A 19,500-nucleotide genomic window follows, 5' to 3' on the forward strand; every position below is an offset into this window, starting at 1 on the left:
CGCCGGCGCAGCGGTCGTATCCCCGATACCCCACCACGAAAGGAAGCCGGATGCAGGTATGCGCCGCCGTCAAGGTGCCGCCCGGGGACCCGGGGGCACCGCGGCGGCGCGCGCCGGCGGCCAGACCGGCTCGAAGCGGAGAATCTCGGCGGTCGCGGCACCCGTGGTGACGAACGGGTCGGAAGCAACGGCGGCCCCGATCGCCGACACGTCGCCCTCCGCGATGATCAACCCGCCCGTGCGGGGCTCCAGAGGACCTGCACAGCGCGCCATTCCCTTGGCGAACACCCCGTGAGGGTTGGTGTAATGGGCGTCCCTGAGCGCATCGATGGTGTCCAGCGGCGCGCCGTACCTGAGCACAATCACGTACATGCCCCCAGCAAAGAACAGGCAGCCGCTGCAGCGCCAAGAGCAGTCTGCGACCCGTCCATAGGCCGGCGCCTATGGGCGCTGATCAGAGTGGGTGAGCCGGGAATGGACGAGCTCTCGGGTGTGGAGCTGCGGCAGCCGCGGTACTTCGCCGCTGTTGCCGAAACCGGCACCGTCACCGAGGCGGCCCGGCGCCTGCACATCGCCCAGCCCAGCCTCAGCCAGCAGAACCGGCTGCTGGAACGACACACCGACACACCGCGGACGTCTGCCACTGAGTTGCCGGACACCTCAAGCGGATTCGCCTTCCCGGCCGGGGAATCAGGTGGACCTGGGCCAGCCGCGCAGCAGGGTGGCGATCCTCGCCGCTGTGCAGGCCGGGTCGCGAAGGAGGTCGCGCAGGGCGGCGGCGTCCTCCCTGGCGGGCTTGACCGGGATCCCGGAAGCCTCCAGGTACATCACGCCCGTCGCAGCGGCCACGGCCAGGTTGGAGCGCTCCAGCCATCGGCAGCGGCCGAGGATGTGCACCAGGGCGGCGGCGCGGGCGTAGGGGCCGTCGTAGACGGGCTGGTCCAGCAGCTCGGCCCGGTGAGCGGCGACTGCGGCCACCGGCACTCCGTAGTCCTCGGGGGCGGGGTCACCTGCCCCCGCGATCTCCGCGACCCGCAGGATCCAGGGGACGTCGATGTGCAGGTCCATTACGCGGCGTGTGCTCCCGGGGTGCGGCAGTCGGCGTCTTCGGCTTCGTCGAAGAGCCCCTGGTGCTCGGTGAGGAACCGCTCCGCGGCGTCCAGGCCCCGCTGCCGCAGTCCTTCGGTGTCTTCGTGCACGAGGACAGCGATGTAGTCGCCGAGACTCAGGCCCCGGTCCCTGGCGCGTGCTTCCGCCAGTTCCTTGATCTCGCTGTCGACGCGCGCGCCCAGCTGTGTCTTCGCCATACCCTGATGGTAACAGCTGTTACCAGACGCGGGCGGCTATCTGGAGGAACTCCGCGACGCGGCGGACACGCGGCACCGAGCCTGCGGCCGGTCCGGCCCGGCCCGGTGGGCCTGCCGCACCCGACCGGAGCGGGCACAGGATGTCGGGTGCTGCAGGCTTGGTCCTTCCTAACGTTGGTGATCGAAAGGGAAGGAGGCCGGGGTTGCTGGATCGGCTGAACCAGGCCATGGGGCACATCGAGGGTCACCTCGACCAGCACATCGACGTGTCCTCGCTGGCCCGGATCACGGTCACGTCGGAGTACCACTTCCGACGGCTGTTCTCGTCACTGGCGGGGATGCCGCTGTCGGAGTACATCCGACGCCGGCGGCTCACCGTCGCGGGGGCCGAAGTGCTGGCCGGGGAACCGACCTTGCTGGAGATCGCGATCCGCCACGGCTACACCTCGGGGGAAGCCTTCGCCAGGGCGTTCCGCGCCATGCACGGCGTCGGTCCCGGCGAGGCCAGGCGTACCGGCGCGGCTCTGAACTCACAGCCCCGGCTGTCCTTCCGCCTCATCGTCGAAGGGAACAGCACCATGCGGTACCGCATCGTGGAGAAGGAAGCATTCCGGGTCGTGGGCAGGAAGGCCCGCGTCCCGCTGATCTACCAGGGCATCAACCCGCACATCGCCGAGCATGTCCGGAGCATCTCGCCGGATACGATGCTGCGGATCGTCGGCCTCTCGGACCAGGACCCGGAAGGCGTGGTGTCGGCGACCGTCCGCCTGTCGGACGGCTTCGAGGAGGGCAGCGAACTCGACTACTACCACGCTGTGGTGACCACTGCCACCGAGTTGCCCGGGGACCTCGACGTGCTGGACTGCCCGGCGGGCACCTGGGCCGTGTTCGAGAACACCGGGCCGTTCCCGCAGGCGCTGCAGCAAATGTGGGGTGACGTGGCCGCCCAGTGGATCCCGTCCAATCCCTACGAGTACCGTCCGGGACCGGAGATCCTGCGCACCCGCCCGTCACAGGACGACCCGGCGCAGTCCGAAGCGCAGCTGTGGATCCCGGTAACCCGCGCCTGGGTCTGAGCAAGGCGCCAAGTGACGTTCCGGGGGGCGAGGCGCCCGGCCCCGGAACGTGCGGATCCCCGACTCAGAGATCCGTCGGCACCGCCTCGGCGGACACTCCGCGTTCGAGCAGCGCGGTTAGGAGGTGGCAAGCACACCGGGTGAGAACAGATCCGGCAACAACGGCTCTATCTGCGCCCACCGCACGTCACTCAACGACACAACCAAGCCAACGATCAGATGACCGGATAGAAACGGCCTGGGCGCTGGGTGCGCGGGCACCACGGGGTGGTCGACAGCTTACGACCACCGAGCGGGCCGCCCACGAACCCGACGATCACAGCGGTACCTGGGGCTCGGCACCCAGGACAGCACCGAGGCGCCAACAACTTCCGCTCCAGCTCCGCCGCCGGGCTGACAGCGGCGAGGCGCGGCTGCCCCCGCCGACGCGCAACCGGCTGCGCGCGCCGCGATCCCCGGCCGCGGCCGCACCACCCTTCCCGCCCGTCCCTTCCTCCTTCACTTCAGCCAGGGAACATGGGCAGAGCAGCCGCAACGGGGATGTCAGCAGGCCGACCACGGTAAAACGGGATGGTGACCTGCGCGGCCCCGGGAACTCCCGCGGGCCGCGCAACAGCAAGCGCACCTCTTGGTGCAACGCCCGGCGCAACAGACAGGCGCAACCCCTGTCGCAACCTCGTGCTCCTGGTCGGCCGAGACGACCGGTCACGCGGCCCGGGCGACTCCGTAGACGCGGGCCAGCCGTAACTGGGCGCAATGCCGGGCATCGGGTACGGGGCGCTGCGCGGGGTGAGGCCGACCCACTCGTCGTCGTTGCCGGACACCCCGAGTTCGGCCTCGGCCTGGACGTAGTACGGCTCGAGGTCCGCGTAGGTGATCGGCCAGTCCGCGCCGACGCCGTACTTGGTCTTGAGCCGGAAGTCGTTGGGCAGGAAGCGCGGGGTGTTACCGCGCCAGGCCCAGGTGCTGCCGCCGAGCATGCGCTGGAAGCCGCTCTCGTACAGGTTCGGGCCATCCTCCACGTAGTAGCGGTTCATCGCGACCGGATCGGGGGTGCCGTCCGAGGAGGGGGCGTAGCCGAGCCGGTTGTTGTCGAGGCCCGCGTACGGAGAGGGGACGTTCTTGATCGCGGCGGTCTGGTAGGCCGCGACGAACGCATCACGGTCGGGTTTGGCGGTGCCATTGCTGCCGGCGTCGAGCAGCAGGATCCGGGCATTCGGCTTGACGGTCTTGATCCGGCAGGCGGTGAGGGCTCCGGCCACTCCACCGCCGACGATCACGACATCGTACTGGGGGTTCATGACGGGGCGTCTCCTCGGCTCACGGGTGGTCGGTCCAGTAGCCGTAGCCGCTCGGCGCCGGCGGCTGGGGTGCGGCGGGGGGGTGGGCCTTGATGACGGGCCAGATCAGGCCGTCCTGGTACTGCGCGGGTGTGCCCGGGGCGTCGGGCTTGCCGTCAGGCCGGGTGAACTGGGCCGTGTACCACACGGCGATGGTCTCGCGGGTGACCCGTGCGAGGGCGGGGTCGGCGTTGACCGCGTCGACCAGGGCCTTGCCCGGGTCGGCCTGGCTCGCGGCGGTGCGGTAGGCGGCGATCAGACGCGGCACGTCGGCGGGAAAGGCGGCCGTGAGGCGCAGGCGGTAGTCGTTGGCGCGCTGGGCGTCCAACCCGGCCTCCCGTCTACTTCTCGACGAACACGAGGTCCTCGATCGGGCGGGTCATCCGGAACGTGTTGCCGTTGGTGACCTCGATGACGTGCTGGAGGCCGACGATGCTGTGTTGCTGGTCGGGGACGAAGAACTCGTCGGCGCCGCCGGCCAGATAGGCGGGGAGACAGGTCAGGGACGGGCCGAAGAGCCGGACGTAGTCGGCAAGGCGGCGGAACAGCTTGGGCACGATGACCAGCTCGTCGGTGAGCGAGGCGAGGCTGGCGATCTTCGCGCCGGCGGTCGTCACGTCGTGCAGCCAGACGCTGCCCGGGGCCTTGGTCGCCCTGGCCTGCTGCGTGGTGGCCGCCATGTCCGCCCGCAGATCCTTGAAGAGGTTGCTGTAGAAGGTCGGGTAGACCAGGCCGAGGGACAGCAGGTGGTGGTTGGCGGTCTGGTGCAGCATGTCGACCGTGACCTCGATCCGGTCACCGCTCTTCGCCGGCTTCGAGGGATTGCCGACCTTCGGCGGGTCGCCGCGCCCGATCAGCGCGACGCAGCGTTGGTAGGCGTCGACGCCGTTGGTAAGGATGTAGCCGGGCACGGTCTCCGGGGTCGAAGCCGTGACCTTCTCCTCGACGTCCTGTGCGACCTTGCTGAAGCCCAGCCAGTTCAGCAGTTCGTCCCGGGCGGCATGCGCGCCCAGGTCCAGCGGCTGGTGGACGTAATCGGGTCCGACACCTTTGTAGTGGGTCTCGAGGGCGTCGATCCCGTCCAACCGGAGCGATGCGCCCCCATCCGCGTTCCGCTTGACGCGGCGCTGGCCGGGGACTTCGCACCAGAACCCCGGGTCGCGCGGGGTGAAGCGGACCGTGTCACCGTCGGGCCGGTCACCGAGGATCCGGTACGAGCCGGTGATGAGCAGCATGGACATATCTACCTCCCGTGTCCGATTAATCACTGAATGTTGATCAGTGTTCGAACTAACCCTGGGTATTCAGCGGAATTGGGTTGTCTGACGCCCCGATAGCAGAAAGGTGCCGTTGATCTGCAAGGATGTGAGTGTCTAGGTCATATCCGCTGCGGGAGCAAGGCACCTTTCTGGTGGTTGAGCGTACAGGGTGGGACGGTCGGCTGTCGGTGGTGGCTGACGGGAAGAGGCTGATCGGGCATGCCGGGGCGGTGCTGCTGCGCCGATGCGCGGACCGGACGGGGCTGACGGGGGCGCTGGCGAAGGTGCTGCCGTCCAGTGCGGTGGCCGGCTGGCGGGACCGGGCAGGGGTGCTGGTGCACCTGGCGGTCGCGATCGTGCTCGGGGCGGCGAACCTGTCGGAGGCCGAGCAGCTTCAATTTCACCATCGCCCGCTGTTCGGGCCCGAGGCATCGGACTCGACCGCCCGCCGCACTCTTGCCGCGCTTGACGAGGCCACCCTGGCGAAGATCGCCAAGGTGCGGGCGAGGGGGCGCCGGCACGTGTGGGGCCTGCTGCATCTGCGGCCGGGCGGCTTCCCCTGGCTGACGGTGGCGGGCAAGCGGCTGCGCGGCTGGATCGTCATCGACATCGATGCGACGGTCATCACCTCCGCCTCGAAGAAGGCCGGGGCGGCGGTCACCTTCAAGAAGACGTTCGGGTTTCATCCGCTGGCCGCGTGGTGCGCGAACACCACGGAGTCCCTGGCCATGCTGCTGCGGCCGGGGAACGCCGGGGCGAACACGGTGGCCGACCACATCGCCGTGCTCACCGACGCCCTCGCGCAGATCCCCGGATCGTCGGCCGCGAAGATCCTGGTCCGGGTCGACGGGGCCGGGGCCACGCACGGGCTGCTCGAACACCTCGAAGCGTTGAACACCACGCGGCGCACAGTCCGCTACACCGTCGGCTGGAAGATCACCGAAGACGACGAGCGTGCCGTCGCGCAACTGCCCGAAATCGCCTGGGAGACCTCGATACATCAGGACGGCCGCCTCCAGGAGGGCTACTTCGTCGCGGAACTGACCGGGCTGAACACCCGTGAGGGCTGGCCCGGGGGCATGCGGCTGATCGTGCGCCGGGTGCGTCCGACCCGACGGCACCTCAAGAAGCTGACCGCGTTCGAGAAGAAGACCGGCTGGCGCTACTGCATCACCGCCACCAACATCCGCCACATGTGGGGCATCGCCGGCTCGGGCCACGCCCACTTCCTCGACGTGCTGCACCGCTCCCACGCCGGCGTGGAAGACCGGGTACGCACGAACAAGGCGATGGGGCTGGACAACCTGCCCTCGCAATCGTGGGAGGTCAACCGCCAAGGCCACGAAGTTAACGTGATGGCGGTGCTGTCAAGGGGTTGAGGGAAACCAGTCCGCGTAGATCGGGACTCCGGTAGTGGAACGAGGGTCCGCCAAGACCGCCGTTCCTCCGGAGTCCTGATGAGCTACGAGTCTGCCACCGATCCTTGCGGTCGTGGAGGTACTGGATTGCTTGCCCCCGGTCATCTTGGGGCACTCACGTCGTTCGTTCCGTTCGAACTCGTGGATGACATCCTTGCCCGGCATCGGGTGCAGCGCCGTGCCCCGCGCTTGCTGCCTGCCCGGGTCGGCGTGTACTTCCTTCTCGCCCAGGCTCTGTTCGCGGGGGTCGGGGCGCTGGGGATCTGGCAGAAGTTGACCCGCTGCGTCTCGTTGCACGAACGACGGCCCTCCGAGAAGGCTCTGCGTGATCTGCGGGCGCGTATCGGGACGGGCCCGATACGGGAGCTGTTCGACGTCCTCGCCGGACCCCTGGCCCCAACGGGCGCGACCGGCGTGGGCTACCGCGGGATGCGCACCGTCGCCTTCGACGGCTGCGCATCCACCAAGGTTCCGGACAACGTGGACACGGTCAGCTGGCTGGGGAAAGTCCTTCATCGGGTCGGATGGGCCGGTTACCCGGTCGTGATGACCGTGGCGCTGGTGGAGACCGGCACCCGCGGGCTGCTGGGGGCGAGCCTCGGCACGCCACTGACCGGGGAGATGGCTTTCGCCTGCGGTCTCCTGCACCACCTGCGCGCCGGCATGCTGGTGTTGCTCGACCGCGGTTTCGATGCCAACACCTTCCTGACCCGTACCGCCGCGACCGGTGCGCACTTCCTGGTGCGCATGCAGTCCAGGCGCCGCCCGCCGATCCGCGCCAAACTGCCTGACGGCAGCTACCTCACCGAGTTCGACGGCCTGCGGGTGCGCGTGATCGAGGCCCGCACGCACGCCGTGCTGGCGGACGGCCGCATCGTCGGCGGCACCTACCGCCTGGCCACCACCCTGCTCGACCACCGCCGCGACCCGGCCGCACGACTGGTCAGCCTTTACCACGAACGCTGGGAGATCGAGTCCGCGTTCTTCGCGCTGCGCCACACCCTGATGCAAGGCCGCATCCTGCGCTCGACCACGCCAAGCGGCCTGGAACAGGAACTGTGGGCCATCCTGTGCGCTTACCAGTTGCTGCGTCGTGCCATGGCCGACTCCATTCCGGCAGGGCGTCCCCTCGACCCGGACCGGCTCAGCTTCACGGTCGCCCTTCGGTGTGCTCAAGAAAGCCTGGAGAGCGCCGAGGGAATCCTCGATCAAACTCCGTGGATCGACACGCAGTTCGCACACGCTGTGCGCGGCGCGGCCATGCCGCCCCGGCGGGCCCGGCTGAGCACCCGCAAAGTCAAGAGCCCGATCAATCGCTACCACGACCGCAAGGACGACGGCCGCCCCCTCACCAGCACCCCCGTCCAGCACGTCCGCATCCTCGTTGACGCACCCGTCGGGGAGGCCGAACCCCTCGTTGTCCGGATTCCAGGAATCGCGGAACGGATCCTCCAGGTCATCCGCGCCGAGCCGACTGTCGACACCTGGCGCACTCCCGAACTGCTGAAACGGATCGCGGGGGCAACCGAGAACCAGGTCCACAAGTGCCTCTACCGGCTGACGCGTTCAGGCATTCTGCGCCGGATCAGCCACGGCAGCTACCAACCCTTGACAGCACCGCCGTCTCGTTAACTTCGTGGCCTTGGGTGAACCGCGGCTGGATGCTCGCTGCGAACATCGCCGCCGACCTCGACGCGTGGGTGCGGCTGCTGGCCCTGCACGACATCGACGGCCTGTCCGACGCCGAGCCGGACACCATGCGTTTCCGCCTCTACCACCTGCCCGCCCGACTCGCCGACCACGCCCGCCGCCGCTGGCTGCGGATCGAACGGACCTGGCCCTGGGCAGAGGCGTTCACCACCTGCTGGCACCGGCTGACCGCCCTGCCCGCCGTCACCTGACGATCTGGCCACCAGGCCGATGAGACAAGGAAAGGAACAGACCCGCACGACCTCCGGGTGGGGTGGAACCCCGGCGCAGCCGCAGCGACACGCGAAGGCCCCGCCCGCGATCATGCGGAACAAACAGGGTGAACCGACGACCTGGTCATGCACTCCCGGCCTCTGAAGAATCGAGGCTAACGGTGGGGCCGGACCGGCGAGTGCGCACTCCGGAAAGGTCGGCCAGGCTCGACCGCGAGGACGAAAATCTCGACTGAGACCACGAAACGACGAAGGCCCGGACCGCCGAGAACCTGTTTGCGAACTCCAGGTCGAATGCATTCGCATTGGCTGATTAGCGATCGGCCGATGGAGTGACGGGCGAATGAGCGAGTCTCCCCGGGGGGAGGAGCCCACAGTCACCGATGGTGACTATAGGTATCCGAAACGGTGGGAATCGCCATGTCAATGATCCAGCCCGGAAGCGTCGAGCTGTCGTCGAACCAGCCCATCGAGACGCGCGGGAGGAACACGTCCACCTTCAGCGTCACGTTCCCGACCCCGTTTCCCAGCGGATCCCAGGTGATCGTGCTGCCGCAGACGCAGACGTTCAACGGCCCGGAGACGCCCGGCATCCGCCTGCACGACGTCAACGCCGAGGGCTTCCTGATCCGCTTCAACGACGTCAACGTCAATCCCAACGTCCATAGCGACGGCCTCCACGTGACCGAGACCGTCGGCTGGCTGGCCACCACGGTCTGACACACAACGACCTGCCGCCCCGGGACACTGGCGCACTGACAGCGTTCTTATCAGCACCCCAACTCGTCACCGCCGACTGCCGCCGTATCCTCCGCCTCACCGGGCACTGACCCTGGACCGATGTGATCACCGATGCCCTGGACCGGCTCCAGACCCTACCGAACCCAGCCTGACCAGCACCTGCCCGCCCCTGCGAGCAGCACCATGCCACCGGAGCCGTGGAAATTGGCGTACACCCGACGCGACAGCCGGGCACTCCACCTGCCCAGACTCGAAATTCCCCACCAACGCTCGCCGCAAAGGGTCCGTCAGCAAGCTTACGGGCCCTCACTCAGGATCGAGGTCAAAGGCGGTCCACGCGTTGGGCACCCGCGGCTTCGAGTCCTCCCGATTGGACGTGGACGATCTGCACTATCCGGTGGCCAGCTCAACCGCGCTGTCGCGGACCCGATCGGCTTGATCACAGACCTCGTCGTTGATGTCGTGTGCATGCCGCACTGCACTCATACATCTGGCCGGGAAAGCATGTTCTCAGCCCCGGTCGGCCCAGGCCGGGCGGGGGTGGCGGAACACACGCAACAGCACGCCGCCCAGCACGCCCGAGCTGGAGAAGTAGCCGATCTGCCGTGAATCCAGGCTCTGTTCAGGGTTGTCTCCGAGCAGGACCAGTTTTCCGGAGGGCACTTGCTGCTCCGGGACGTGGGAGAGGGCCGGGACGCGGTCTCTCGGCACCGGATCGCCAGGGGCTGCCAGTACCCGCTTGATCAGAAAGCCGTCCTCGTCACGCGGGTCGGCGACCACGATCACCCGGTTGCGCAGGGCCCTGCTCCCCCGCACCACCAGAACTCGGTCACGGTTGTAGTAGGCGGGCTCCATGCTTCGGCCCCGCACGGTGACCAGCACCAGGCGGCGTCCGAGCAGATGGGCAACACGTCCGGCGAAGCGCCCGGGCCGGGTTTCATGCCACGGCGTCCGCTGGAGGGAAGGCCATGAGGCGGCAAGCGTGTCGAGTTCCTCCCGGGTTGGCATCCGCCCGGCCGCCGGTTCGAAGGACGGGTGGCGAGCCGCACGGGACGGGCGCGGCGTCACCGGGACACCGCCACGTCGGAGACGCCCGGCGCGGTGTCCACGTGCTGGTCCTGGTAGTCCTTGGCCTGCAGGGTGAACAGCCCGGCGTACGTCCCGCCCGCCGCCAACAACTCGTCGTGGCCGCCCTGTTCCGCGATCCTGCCGTCTCGCAGGACCACGATGACGTCCGCGCCCCGCACCGCCCCGAGCCGATGGGAGATCAGAACGCTGGTCCTCCCGGAGCGAAAGCGCCGCAGGGATGTGTGGATCTCGTGTTCGGCCTCCGCGTCGAGGCCGGAGGACGGCTCGTCCAGGATCATCAACTCCCGTTCCTGCCGCATCAGGGCGCGGGCCAGGGCGACCCGCTGCTGCTGGCCCCCGGACAGAAGAACCCCGACGGCAGGATCGGAATCGTCCGGTGTCATCACGAACTTCCTCGAGAGCAGGGTGTCGTACCCCTGAGGGAGCGCGGCCAGACAGGTGTGGATCCCCGCGCGGCGGGCTGCCTCCTGGATACGGGACCGATCGGTAAGCGCGTCCAGGTCACCCAGCCCGATGTTCTCAGCGGCGGTGAGGTCGTAATGCATGGATTCCTGGAAGACCACGCCGATCCGGGACCGCAGCTCGGCCGGGTCGATCTCCCGGATGTCGACCCCGTCCCACAGGACGGCGCCCCGAGTGGGGTCGTAGAGCCGACACAGCAGTTTCACCAGGGTCGACTTGCCCGCGCCGTTGAGTCCGACCAGAGCCAATGCCTGCCCGTGCGGGAGAAAGAGGTCCACCCCGCGCAGCACCCACGGCAACTGGTCCGCGTACCGGAACCACACGTCGCGGAACTCGATCCCGCACCGCAAGGAAGGCAGCCGCCCGGGCCGTTGGGACACGGGCAGGTCCGATCCCAGGACCGTGACCGCCCGGTAGCGCTCGAAGAGCAGCAGGGCCTGGGCCGTCGCCGCCAGCTGTGTGGCCAGCGCGGCCAGCGCGCCCTGCACCGCCGTGACGGCGGCGGCGAACAACGCGATGCCGCCTACCGACAGGCTGCCCTGGCGTGCCGCGTCCACAGCCCACAGCAGGCCGCCGCCGGAGACCACCGCGGCCAGGCTCTCCAGACAGAACTGCACGGACAGTTCCCGGCGGTCCATGCTCCTGCGCGCCGCATTGGTCGCCAAGCGCTCGCGCCGCATCGAGGTCCTGAAGAACCCTCCCAAACCGAAGATCCGGACCTCCTTCGCGCCCTCGACCGTGCTCAACAGTTGGCTGTAGAAAAACTCCTTGCGTTCGATCGGGCTGACGTCCATGACGAGCTGCGCACGCCGACGCGCGAGCAGCCCTTCGGCAACCACCGTCGGGACGGCGGCTCCCAGGACGATCAGGGCCATGACCGGTTTGAGGACGAAGAGCGAACCCGCGAAGCCGAGGAGGGGAAGTATTTGGCCGACGATGTCGAGGCTCCCGCTGACGATCTGGATCGGGGCACTACGGCTCGCCGCCTGAGCGAGCCGGAGCTCGTCGAGAAACCGCGGGTCCTCGAAACGAGCGATACCGACGAACCGGTTCACAGCCGCGAACAATCGATCCATGGCCGCCACCCCCGTCCGGCGGTCCAGTTCAGCATGCAGATACTGCGCGACGAGCGGGATGACAGCCGCCGCGATTCCGACGGCGGCCAGCACGGCCGCCAGTCCTGCCAGCACGGACAGCCCGGCCCCCCGCACGAGGTCGTCCAGCAGGATCTTCATCAACCACGCGGTGGCCAGGGGAAGCGCCCCGCGACAGAGCGTTGCCACGGCGAACGCGGACAGGTGCCAGGAAGCCGTCCCGCACACCAACAGCGAGGCCGCCTTCCCCAGGCGTACCGTCCGGGAGATCCCGGCACGTACCGCCGGGCACACCTTCCGCCACGACGCTGCGCCCACCCGATCACCCCCGCTCATACGGCAGCTGCGGTTGGCGTGACCAGCACCCGGTCGGACGTCACCACAGTCCTGCCACGGACGGTGCCGACCCGTAGCACCGTGGGTGTGGCGGACGTCCGGAAGGCCGTGCCGACCGTGCCCAGGGGCTCCTCCACGACAACATGGGCGACGGGGCGCAGCATCGCCACCAGTTCACCGGAGGCCGCTGCGTCACCGACGACGACCGCGATCCTGCGGTCCCTGCCGTTGTCGTCGGCTTCCGCCCACCGGATGAAGTCCGGGACCAGTGCTTTGCACGGCCGGCAGTGGGGTGCGAAGAACGCGACGACGCTGTCCGGGGCCAGTGATTCGCGGCCCAGCGGTTCGCCGTCCACGCCCCGCACGCTGAAGTCGCCCACCTCGTCCCCTGTTCGGATGCCGGCCTGCTGCCGGATGGGCTCGATGATCTCGGTGTGCTCGCGCAGACGCTTGATCACGCCGATGGTCAATAACAGGTTCAGCAGACAGAGCACCGCGACCAGCACAAAAGCGGCCGTCAGAACGTACATCAGGACTCCTGGGGTTCGATCGGGAAGCGAGGGGAGGATCGGGACGCGTCGATGTCCGTGAGGGGCCGGAAGAGCGCGAAGATCTCGTCGAGAACTGTTGTCACCAGGCCCATGGCCAGACCCGCGAGTGCCGCCACCGCCGCCTCGCCGACGCTCGCCGAGCCCGAGACCGGCGCCAGGAGGCAACTGAGCGCCACCGCCGCGAGCAGGGCGTTGCGCGCGATGTGCCGGAAGCCCACAGGTGCGGCGGAGGCTCCGAAGCAGCCGCAGGCCACGGGCGAGCGTCGTCGCATGGTCCGTGCGATGGCGACCGTGAACGCGGCGAGCAGCCACAGTGCGAGGAACTGTCCGAGTCTCCAGGCCCGGGCCGTCGGCACCGCCAGGAGCACCCAGACCGCGAACTCCGCAGCCACGACCGCCCGTGCGGCGAGTCCTTCCGCTGCCGCGGGGACCGCACGTATCCGCGCCAGTGAGTCCGCGAAATCCCGGTATGCCTCGCGGCTGCGCGCTTTGCTCAGGGACGAGATCAGGAAGACCGTACCGATGAGGCTCCGTGCCGCGATCTCGAAAGAGGACAATGCCGTTCCCTTCGGCGGATCCGACGGCCCGCGGGCCGGGGCGGTTGCTCCCGCCGTCGGAAGGTCCGGCGGCGGGAGCGGCGTTCATGCGGGGCCGCCGACGGTTCAGCCGCAGATCCCGCGCGTGAACCTGGAGCCGTTCCAGTACGCCTCGCAGGGCGCGTTGTAGCCGAAGTGACCCCACGGGCCGTTGTTGCACTGCCAGCACTGGGAGAAGCTGTACCAGCCGGGGGCAGCCGCGGCGTCCGCCGTGACGCTGGGCACGACGCGTTCCAGCAGAGCGGTGCCCAAAGCCTCGATCTTGGCGAGCATGGTTCTTCTCCTTCTTCTCGGACGCCGCACCGCGGGCCGCGGAGCCGGTCGTTGTGTGCCCACCGTGCCGGTGCGACCGTCGGAAAACCTTCGGAAAGTCTTGAATCAGGCTGGAGCGGCTGATCAGGGGCGGGTACACCGGTGATCAAGCAGGCTCAGCAGGAAGGGGGCGCCGATGGCGGTTCGGTTCGGGATGCTGGGCACCATTGAGGCGTGGTCGGACGGCGTGCCGCTGGAGGTGGGGCACGCGCGCCAGCGGAGGGTGCTCGGGGTCCTGCTCGCCGATGCCGGACGGGTGGTGTCGGCTGACACGCTGGTGGACCGGGTGTGGGGGGAGAGCGCGTCGCGGCGGGGCCGGGAGGTGCTCTACGGGTACGTGTCCCGGCTACGGCGCGTGCTGGCAGAGCCTGGGCTCGACATCGTCCGGGAGCAGGGCGGCTACCGGCTGGCGGTGGAAGCGGAGGCGGTGGACGTGAACCGGTTCCGTGGCCTCACGGACCGTGCTCGTAGGGCACACGCAGATGAGCAGGCTGTGGCGCTGTGGGAAGCAGCGCTGGGGCTGTGGCGGGGAGAGGCGTTCGCGGGGGCGGACACGCCGTGGTTCAACGCCCTACGCGACCTGCTGCACGCCGAACGACTCGCCGCGCAGCTGGACATGGCCGACCTCCGGCTGCGTCTGGGGCAGCACCGCCTCGTGGTGAACGAGCTGTCCGCTCTGGCGCAGGCGCATCCTCTGGACGAACGGCTGACCGGCCAACTCGTTCTCGCGCTCTACCGCTGCGGTCGTACCTCCGATGCCCTCGACCTCTACCACCGCGCCCGGCAGTTGCTGGCACAGGAGCTCGGTCTCGACCCCGGGCCCGCGTTGCAGCAGCTTCACCAGGACATCCTCACCGCCGACTCCCAGCTCGCACCCGCCCCCGAGGCCGAACCACGGGGGCCACGGATCGAAACAGAAACCCACCACGCGGAGCGGCCGCAGCCCCTCGTGGGACGGGCCGAAGAAGTTTCCGTTCTGCGATCGGTGCTCGACGACCGCAGCGAGCGCGGCCCGCGGTTGGTGGAGATCGTCGGGGAGCCGGGCATCGGCAAGACCAGGCTGCTCGCCGAGTTCCGTACGCTCGCGGTACACAGCGGCGCACAAGTACTGACCGGCCGTGCCGCCGAGATCAGCGAGATTCCGTACGGTCTCTTCATCGACGCTCTGGAAAGTTCTCCCCCTCCGGTGGACCCGGACCGTCCGCAATCACTCGTTGCCGACGAACGCGAAATGCAGGGCTCGCTGTTCACCCTGCTGGCCGACCCCCACACCGCCGGACAGGCGTCACTGCCCGCCGAGCGCTTCCGCCTGCACCGGGCAGTACGGGAGCTTCTGGAGGAGGTACACCCCGGTTCCGCATCGGCATTGGTCCTGGACGACGTGCACTGGGCGGACGAGAGCAGCATCGAGCTCATCGAGTACCTCGTGCGGCATCCACCGCGAAGGGCGGTGACTGTCGTCCTCGCGTACCGCCCCCGGCAGATCCCGCCGAGACTGGCCTCGGCACTCGTCAGGGCCGACGCCGACGGTCGTCTGACCAGGGTCACACTCGGTCCGCTGTCGGTGTCCGCCACCGCGGAACTGTGTGGGCCTCGGGTCAGCCGGCTGAGGTGTCGCCAGCTTTTCGAGGCCACCGCGGGCAACCCGTTGTATCTGCAGGCACTGCTCCATCGAGCGGACTGCATGGAACTGTCGGACGACCAGCTGCCGTTGTCCGTACGCGCCACACTGCTGGACGAACTGCGTGACCTGCCAGCCGTCGCCCGCACCGTCGTGCACGCGGCAGCCGTCCTCGACGATCCCTTCGACGCGGAAATGACGGCCGTGGTGGCACAGGTCGGCGAGATGTGCTGTCGGCACTGGACGAGCTGGTTCGCCGGGATCTGGTGCGGCCCGTGGGCGCCGTCCGGCAATTCGAGTTCCGTCATCCCCTGGTACGCGCTGCCGTGTATGACGGGATGGGGGCGGGCTGGCGGCTGGGGGCCCATGCCCGCGCCGCGGAGGGCCTGGCCCGACGTGGGTCGCCGCCGGTCGCCCAGGCACCGCATGTGGCGCGCTCGGCACGTGCCGGGGACGAGGCCGCTGTCGCACTGCTCACTCAGGCCGCCGACGACCTGCTGGTCAGTGCGCCGGCGACAAGCGCACGCTGGACGCGGGAGACCCTGCGCCTGCTCCCCACCGACGATCCGCGCCGATCCGAACTGCAGCTGAACGAGGCGACCGCGCTGGGGGCGGCCGGACGTCTGCGGGAGAGCCACGACCTGCTGCGCGAACTCGCTTCGTGGAAGCTTCTTCCCTCGCGTCCGCGACGCACGGAGGCTGTCGTCTCCTTGGCAGTGATGGAGCGGCTTCTGGGCAGGTTCGAGGCTGCGACGGCCGTTCTCCGGCGTGAACTGGCGCAGAACACCGAGCTCTCGTCGGCGCAGACCACCGTGCTGGAGGTCCAAGTCGCTGCCGCCGAGCTGCGCAGCGGTGACTTCTCCCAGGCCGTCGACTGGGGGCGGCGCGCACTGCTCTCGGCCCTGCGAGCGGGCGAACCGGTGCAAGTGGCGGGGGTCCGCGCGCTGTTGGCGCTGGCCCACACCTCCACCGGGGAGGCCAGCGAGGGAACGAGTTGTCTCGACGCCGCAGTGCGGGTCTTGGACGACACCGGGGACCGACGCCTTCTGGAGTATCTCGACGCGCTGATGCTGGTCGGCTGGGCGGAGATGCTTCAGCGCCGTTACAGGGCGGCTCTCCGCCACCTCGATCGCGGCCTGGCCCTGGTACGCCACACCGGCCAGAACTACCTGCTGACGGATCTGCTCACCGCGACGGCCTTCGCTCACCTGGGACTGGGGAACCTCAGCGAGGCAGCCGCGTACGCCGACGACGCCCTGGAGGCGGCTCTGCTGCTCGGCACCAGCGAGCCCCGTGCGCTGGCAATGGCGGTGGGCGCCGCGGTCTCCCTGTGGCGGGGGCATTTCGCCGCGGCACTCAAGACCTGCGAGGAAGCGGTCGCTGTGGAGCGGGGGGAACCGTCGGAACGGAGAACAGTCGTGATGGGGGTGCTCGGCCTGGCCCAGTTGCTGTGCGGAAATGCCGCAGGGTGCGTACGCACCGTGCTGGACAGCGGGGGTGGCCCGGAACTACCCCTTGTCGAGGCAGCTGAACGGCCGTCGTGGTTTCGTACCCTGGCCCAGGCCGAACTCGCCCGGGGCGACATCGAAGCCGCGCAGAGATGGGTGCGCCGGGCCGCCCACGTTGCGACAGCCGACCAGCCCGCGGCCGTGCGCGCTTTCGTGCTGCTGGCCCACGCCGAAGTATGCCTGCTCCAGGACCACACCAACGCGGCGCGTACGGCGCTCGAAGCAGCGGCAGCGTTCGGCGAGGCCGAGATGCCGCTGTACGAGGCTTCAGCCCGCACCCTCGCCGCGAGCGCGCTCGCCGCGTTGGGTGATCAGCCCGCCAGCATCGACGAGGCAGCGCGTGCCCAGACGCTGTTCGACGCCTGTCAGTGACGGCGGCTCGGTCGCGGGCGGCCCCGATCATGACTCGTGCAGAGGTGCGGCGGAGCACCGCGCTCAGCCGCCCTTCTGGTGGTGGGCACCGGCCCAGACGCATGCACCGCCATGGGACTGTCCGATCAGACACCTCAGGGCGCGTGGTACAGCAGGGCCGTCGTCCCTCCGGGGGATTTTCGATCGGCTCGCGGCTGGGATGTCCGCTACCCAGGCCCGGTGACTCATCCATGTCTCCTCAGGCCCGTTACCGGCGGCGAGTTCGCCCTGTGCGGCGGTGTGCCACTGACGATCAACGAAGAGGAATTTCTCCGGCCGGGGGCCGTCCGCCGCGCGAGCCGTTGTGCAGGCGGGCGGGCCGGCTGCCGGACTTCTCTGGGATCGTGTGCCGCATGCCCCGGCGCCGCAGGTACTCGCGGCACGGGCCGTTGCTGTTTCCCTTGTCGGCCGCGACCCTGTCGGGCTTCGTGCGTGGCCGACCCGGACCGACCCGCGGAACGCGGATCTTCGCCTGGAACTGGGTGAAGTCCGCCCGTATCCGTCGGTGACGACCAGGGACAGCTGGCGGCAGCGGCCGTCCGCGCTCGGATGGAGTCTGCTGGGGAACCCGCCCCGCGAGCTCCGCAACCGTTCCACTCGGCACCGGTCAGATCACCCCACTCCATGCCCCCAACAACAGCCCAGACGTTGGGCGGTCACATGATCGCCCGGACAGCTCCTAGTAGTACCTTTTGTGTGAATTTCTTGCCTGCAGGAGTCAGGCCGATGCCGCCAAGGCCCTTTGCATACTCCTACACCGCAGCGCGGACAGCCCTGATAGCGGGGATGGTCGCTTCGACGGGCGGCAGGTGAATACTGGTGGTATGGATCTTCGTCGGCTGGAGATTTTCGTCGCGGTGGCCGAGGAGCGCAGTTTTACGCGGGGCGCGCGGCGGAGCCGGATCGTGCAGTCGGGCGCCTCGGCCGCTGTAGCGCGGCTGGAGCGGGAGCTTGACGTCACACTGTTCGATCGGGCCGAACGGCGCATCGAGCTGACGGAGGCCGGGCGGGTGCTGCTGAGCAAGGCACGGGTTCTGCTCGACGACGCCCGTTCGGTGCGCGAGGCGATGGACGGCCTCCGTGGCGGGCTTCAGGGCAGCGTGACGCTCGGTACCGTGCTGTCGACTGGATCGCTTGACCTCGGACTCGCTCTGGCCGACTTCCATGCTCGGCATCCGCATGTCAACGTGCGTGTCAGGCTGTCGGCAGGCCCGATCGACGGGCACTTGGCAGCCGTTGTGGACGGAACGTTCGATGCCGCGCTCATCCCGCTGCTGCCGCGGACACCACGCGAGGTCGCGATCAAGCCGGTGGCGCGGACCAGGCTCGTCGCGGTGTGCCGTGCCGACGACCCGCTCGCCGGGGTGAGCGAGGTTGCACTCGACGAGCTTGCACGACGTGTCTTTGTCGACTTTCCGCCGGAATGGGGGAATCGGAGCATTGTGGACGCCCTGTTCGCTGACGCCGGCCTCGAACGCGATGTCGCCGTCGAGGTCGGCGACATCACCACGGCCCTCGACCTGGTGCGCAGCGGGCTGGGGATCGCATTCGCGCCAGCCGGTGCGGCGGATCATTGCCAGGACCTGACCGTCATCCAGTTGGCCCGTGAGCCGGACGAGGTGCGCCTTGGGCTGGCTGTGGGGGCCGATCGACCAGCTTCCGCCGCCACCCGCGCCCTGCTCGCGGCCCTGCTCGCGCACGGTGAGTGACGAGTTCTGTTTCAGGACTCGTTGTGCAACCGCGTGGACGCCAGTTCGGCCCAGTTGCGGAACTCGATCGAGAAGTGCCGCAGATGGCCTCGCACAAGGTGGGACGGTGCCGCGGCGGGCAGGTGGATGGTCAGCTTGGCGATCATCCCGTTCTTGCTGTCCCGCATCTCGTGCAGCGCCGAGCCGATTCGTGTCCCGTCGCGATCGCTGATGAAGACACCGAAGCAGTGGGTGAACGCGGGGTCCCACGGCGTGGGGAACTCTGTCTCCCTGCCGTGGAAGGTGAGGAAGATGTGCCAGGGCAGTTCGTCCTCACCAACGTTCTCGATCACCTCGGCGGGGGCGCCGGGACGCGGGTGGTTCAGGAAGTGGTCCGGGTGCCCGGCCCGCAGCGTCGGTTCGTCATCCCTGCGGATGGCGTCCATGAACCAGTGCTCGAACGCTTCAGCTTGCAGGCCCGGCAGCTCCAGGGTGACCACACCGGTGGCCCATTCGCCTGCCGAGGTACGCGCCCACTCGGCCACCCGCGCCGTGGTCGCGTCGAGATCGCCCTTCAGCAGCGCCAGCATCGCGTCCTTGCCGAGCTTCTGCTTCAGGTAGGCCAGGGCACGCCGCGAACGCACCAACTCCAGATCGCGAATGTCCTCGCCGGTCAGATGCTCGCCGTCGAGCGACGCGCTGACCTGGAAGGACGACGAGTCCCTGACATCGTTGAACATCAACATCACTGCCTGCCTCTCACGGTGGT

Annotated in this window: 20 protein-coding genes and 1 pseudogene; 9 read left to right on the forward strand and 12 right to left on the reverse strand. The window is 68.9% G+C overall.

Annotation, left to right across the window (positions count from 1 at the left end; genetic code table 11):
* Positions 1 to 69: 69 nt before the first annotated feature.
* Positions 70 to 372 (reverse strand): YciI family protein, encoded by a 303-nt coding sequence (locus tag ACSYGN_RS35715; RefSeq protein WP_460404009.1) that lies wholly within the window; start codon positions 370 to 372, stop codon positions 70 to 72.
* A gap of 102 nt (positions 373 to 474) precedes the next feature.
* Here ACSYGN_RS35715 and ACSYGN_RS35720 point away from each other — a divergent pair.
* A pseudogene (locus ACSYGN_RS35720) lies at positions 475 to 567 on the forward strand (helix-turn-helix domain-containing protein); the annotation flags it as partial.
* A gap of 123 nt (positions 568 to 690) precedes the next feature.
* Here the strand turns inward: ACSYGN_RS35720 and ACSYGN_RS35725 are convergent.
* Positions 691 to 1,068, reverse strand: coding sequence for a fic family toxin-antitoxin system, toxin component (locus ACSYGN_RS35725; RefSeq protein WP_460404011.1), 378 nt, complete (start codon positions 1,066 to 1,068; stop codon positions 691 to 693).
* A complete protein-coding gene (locus ACSYGN_RS35730) occupies positions 1,068 to 1,307 on the reverse strand; it encodes a hypothetical protein (protein WP_460404013.1) in 240 nt (79 codons plus the stop codon). Before ACSYGN_RS35730 ends, ACSYGN_RS35725 begins: the two co-directional genes overlap by 1 nt.
* Before the next feature lie 203 nt (positions 1,308 to 1,510).
* On the opposite strand from ACSYGN_RS35730, the gene ACSYGN_RS35735 reads away from it, so the two are divergent.
* Positions 1,511 to 2,383 (forward strand): AraC family transcriptional regulator, encoded by an 873-nt coding sequence (locus ACSYGN_RS35735; protein ID WP_460404015.1) that lies wholly within the window; start codon positions 1,511 to 1,513, stop codon positions 2,381 to 2,383.
* 503 nt (positions 2,384 to 2,886) lie between these two features.
* Here the strand turns inward: ACSYGN_RS35735 and ACSYGN_RS35740 are convergent.
* The 3 genes from ACSYGN_RS35740 to ACSYGN_RS35750 are packed head-to-tail and all read right to left on the reverse strand — an operon-like array spanning position 2,887 to position 4,964.
* A complete protein-coding gene (locus ACSYGN_RS35740; protein ID WP_460404017.1) occupies positions 2,887 to 3,684 on the reverse strand; it encodes a hypothetical protein in 798 nt (265 codons plus the stop codon).
* Positions 3,685 to 3,703: 19 nt separating this feature from the next.
* The gene (locus ACSYGN_RS35745; RefSeq protein WP_460404018.1) at positions 3,704 to 4,051 is read right to left on the reverse strand and encodes a hypothetical protein; all 348 of its coding nucleotides are present in this window, start codon (positions 4,049 to 4,051) and stop codon (positions 3,704 to 3,706) included.
* 13 nt (positions 4,052 to 4,064) lie between these two features.
* A complete protein-coding gene (locus ACSYGN_RS35750) occupies positions 4,065 to 4,964 on the reverse strand; it encodes a nuclease (RefSeq protein ID WP_460404020.1) in 900 nt (299 codons plus the stop codon).
* Between the two features lie 209 nt (positions 4,965 to 5,173).
* Here ACSYGN_RS35750 and ACSYGN_RS35755 point away from each other — a divergent pair, with 209 nt between their 5' ends.
* The 4 genes from ACSYGN_RS35755 to ACSYGN_RS35770 all read left to right on the forward strand — a co-directional run bounded on the left by ACSYGN_RS35755 (position 5,174) and on the right by ACSYGN_RS35770 (position 9,042).
* Positions 5,174 to 6,361, forward strand: coding sequence for an IS1380 family transposase (locus tag ACSYGN_RS35755; protein ID WP_460404022.1), 1,188 nt, complete (start codon positions 5,174 to 5,176; stop codon positions 6,359 to 6,361).
* A gap of 78 nt (positions 6,362 to 6,439) precedes the next feature.
* Positions 6,440 to 8,032 carry an IS4 family transposase gene (locus ACSYGN_RS35760; protein WP_460404024.1) on the forward strand — a complete coding sequence of 531 codons (1,593 nt, stop codon included), beginning with the start codon at positions 6,440 to 6,442 and terminating at the stop codon, positions 8,030 to 8,032.
* A gap of 29 nt (positions 8,033 to 8,061) precedes the next feature.
* Complete coding sequence (locus ACSYGN_RS35765) at positions 8,062 to 8,301, forward strand: hypothetical protein (protein ID WP_460404026.1); 240 nt, start codon at positions 8,062 to 8,064, stop codon at positions 8,299 to 8,301.
* Between the two features lie 429 nt (positions 8,302 to 8,730).
* Positions 8,731 to 9,042 (forward strand): hypothetical protein, encoded by a 312-nt coding sequence (locus ACSYGN_RS35770; protein ID WP_460404028.1) that lies wholly within the window; start codon positions 8,731 to 8,733, stop codon positions 9,040 to 9,042.
* Positions 9,043 to 9,573: 531 nt separating this feature from the next.
* On the opposite strand, the gene ACSYGN_RS35775 is transcribed toward ACSYGN_RS35770, so the two are convergent.
* The 5 genes from ACSYGN_RS35775 to ACSYGN_RS35795 form a co-directional block, all read right to left on the reverse strand.
* Positions 9,574 to 10,071, reverse strand: coding sequence for a S26 family signal peptidase (locus ACSYGN_RS35775; RefSeq protein ID WP_460404030.1), 498 nt, complete (start codon positions 10,069 to 10,071; stop codon positions 9,574 to 9,576).
* 56 nt (positions 10,072 to 10,127) lie between these two features.
* On the reverse strand, positions 10,128 to 11,849 hold the full coding sequence (locus tag ACSYGN_RS35780) for an ABC transporter ATP-binding protein (protein WP_460404032.1): 1,722 nt from the start codon (positions 11,847 to 11,849) through the stop codon (positions 10,128 to 10,130).
* A gap of 191 nt (positions 11,850 to 12,040) precedes the next feature.
* On the reverse strand, positions 12,041 to 12,574 hold the full coding sequence (locus tag ACSYGN_RS35785) for a TlpA family protein disulfide reductase (RefSeq protein WP_460404034.1): 534 nt from the start codon (positions 12,572 to 12,574) through the stop codon (positions 12,041 to 12,043).
* Positions 12,574 to 13,152 (reverse strand): MauE/DoxX family redox-associated membrane protein, encoded by a 579-nt coding sequence (locus tag ACSYGN_RS35790; RefSeq protein ID WP_460404036.1) that lies wholly within the window; start codon positions 13,150 to 13,152, stop codon positions 12,574 to 12,576. The genes ACSYGN_RS35785 and ACSYGN_RS35790 overlap by 1 nt, the downstream gene beginning before the upstream one ends.
* 105 nt (positions 13,153 to 13,257) lie before the next feature.
* Positions 13,258 to 13,464, reverse strand: a complete 207-nt coding sequence (locus tag ACSYGN_RS35795) for a hypothetical protein (protein WP_460404038.1) — start codon at positions 13,462 to 13,464, stop codon at positions 13,258 to 13,260.
* Between the two features lie 175 nt (positions 13,465 to 13,639).
* Between ACSYGN_RS35795 and ACSYGN_RS35800 the strand changes: the two genes are divergently transcribed.
* The 3 genes from ACSYGN_RS35800 to ACSYGN_RS35810 all read left to right on the forward strand — a co-directional run bounded on the left by ACSYGN_RS35800 (position 13,640) and on the right by ACSYGN_RS35810 (position 18,752).
* Entirely contained in the window at positions 13,640 to 15,715 is a 2,076-nt protein-coding gene (locus tag ACSYGN_RS35800; RefSeq protein WP_460404040.1) for a BTAD domain-containing putative transcriptional regulator, read from the forward strand.
* A 128-nt stretch (positions 15,716 to 15,843) separates the two neighbouring features.
* On the forward strand, positions 15,844 to 17,004 hold the full coding sequence (locus ACSYGN_RS35805) for a hypothetical protein (protein ID WP_460404042.1): 1,161 nt from the start codon (positions 15,844 to 15,846) through the stop codon (positions 17,002 to 17,004).
* Between the two features lie 863 nt (positions 17,005 to 17,867).
* Positions 17,868 to 18,752 (forward strand): LysR family transcriptional regulator, encoded by an 885-nt coding sequence (locus ACSYGN_RS35810; RefSeq protein ID WP_460404044.1) that lies wholly within the window; start codon positions 17,868 to 17,870, stop codon positions 18,750 to 18,752.
* 11 nt (positions 18,753 to 18,763) lie between these two features.
* Here ACSYGN_RS35810 and ACSYGN_RS35815 read toward each other — a convergent pair whose 3' ends face one another.
* A complete protein-coding gene (locus tag ACSYGN_RS35815; RefSeq protein WP_460404046.1) occupies positions 18,764 to 19,471 on the reverse strand; it encodes a hypothetical protein in 708 nt (235 codons plus the stop codon).
* Positions 19,472 to 19,500 lie beyond the last annotated feature (29 nt).

The organism is Streptomyces sp. YIM S03343 (assembly GCF_054729195.1).

Excerpts from the sequence above, each read along its gene's own strand:
- ACSYGN_RS35810 (WP_460404044.1), top strand. The coding sequence starts at position 17,868 with ATGGATCTTCGTCGGCTGGAGATTTTCGTCGCGGTGGCCGAGGAGCGC.
- ACSYGN_RS35775 (WP_460404030.1), bottom strand. The coding sequence starts at position 10,071 with ATGCCAACCCGGGAGGAACTCGACACGCTTGCCGCCTCATGGCCTTCC.
- ACSYGN_RS35750 (WP_460404020.1), bottom strand. The coding sequence starts at position 4,964 with ATGTCCATGCTGCTCATCACCGGCTCGTACCGGATCCTCGGTGACCGG.
- ACSYGN_RS35785 (WP_460404034.1), bottom strand. The coding sequence starts at position 12,574 with ATGTACGTTCTGACGGCCGCTTTTGTGCTGGTCGCGGTGCTCTGTCTG.
- ACSYGN_RS35805 (WP_460404042.1), top strand. The coding sequence starts at position 15,844 with ATGGAGCGGCTTCTGGGCAGGTTCGAGGCTGCGACGGCCGTTCTCCGG.
- ACSYGN_RS35795 (WP_460404038.1), bottom strand. The coding sequence starts at position 13,464 with ATGCTCGCCAAGATCGAGGCTTTGGGCACCGCTCTGCTGGAACGCGTC.
- ACSYGN_RS35815 (WP_460404046.1), bottom strand. The coding sequence starts at position 19,471 with ATGTTCAACGATGTCAGGGACTCGTCGTCCTTCCAGGTCAGCGCGTCG.
- ACSYGN_RS35715 (WP_460404009.1), bottom strand. The coding sequence starts at position 372 with ATGTACGTGATTGTGCTCAGGTACGGCGCGCCGCTGGACACCATCGAT.
- ACSYGN_RS35760 (WP_460404024.1), top strand. The coding sequence starts at position 6,440 with ATGAGCTACGAGTCTGCCACCGATCCTTGCGGTCGTGGAGGTACTGGA.
- ACSYGN_RS35730 (WP_460404013.1), bottom strand. The coding sequence starts at position 1,307 with ATGGCGAAGACACAGCTGGGCGCGCGCGTCGACAGCGAGATCAAGGAA.
- ACSYGN_RS35765 (WP_460404026.1), top strand. The coding sequence starts at position 8,062 with ATGCTCGCTGCGAACATCGCCGCCGACCTCGACGCGTGGGTGCGGCTG.
- ACSYGN_RS35740 (WP_460404017.1), bottom strand. The coding sequence starts at position 3,684 with ATGAACCCCCAGTACGATGTCGTGATCGTCGGCGGTGGAGTGGCCGGA.
- ACSYGN_RS35780 (WP_460404032.1), bottom strand. The coding sequence starts at position 11,849 with ATGAAGATCCTGCTGGACGACCTCGTGCGGGGGGCCGGGCTGTCCGTG.
- ACSYGN_RS35725 (WP_460404011.1), bottom strand. The coding sequence starts at position 1,068 with ATGGACCTGCACATCGACGTCCCCTGGATCCTGCGGGTCGCGGAGATC.
- ACSYGN_RS35800 (WP_460404040.1), top strand. The coding sequence starts at position 13,640 with ATGGCGGTTCGGTTCGGGATGCTGGGCACCATTGAGGCGTGGTCGGAC.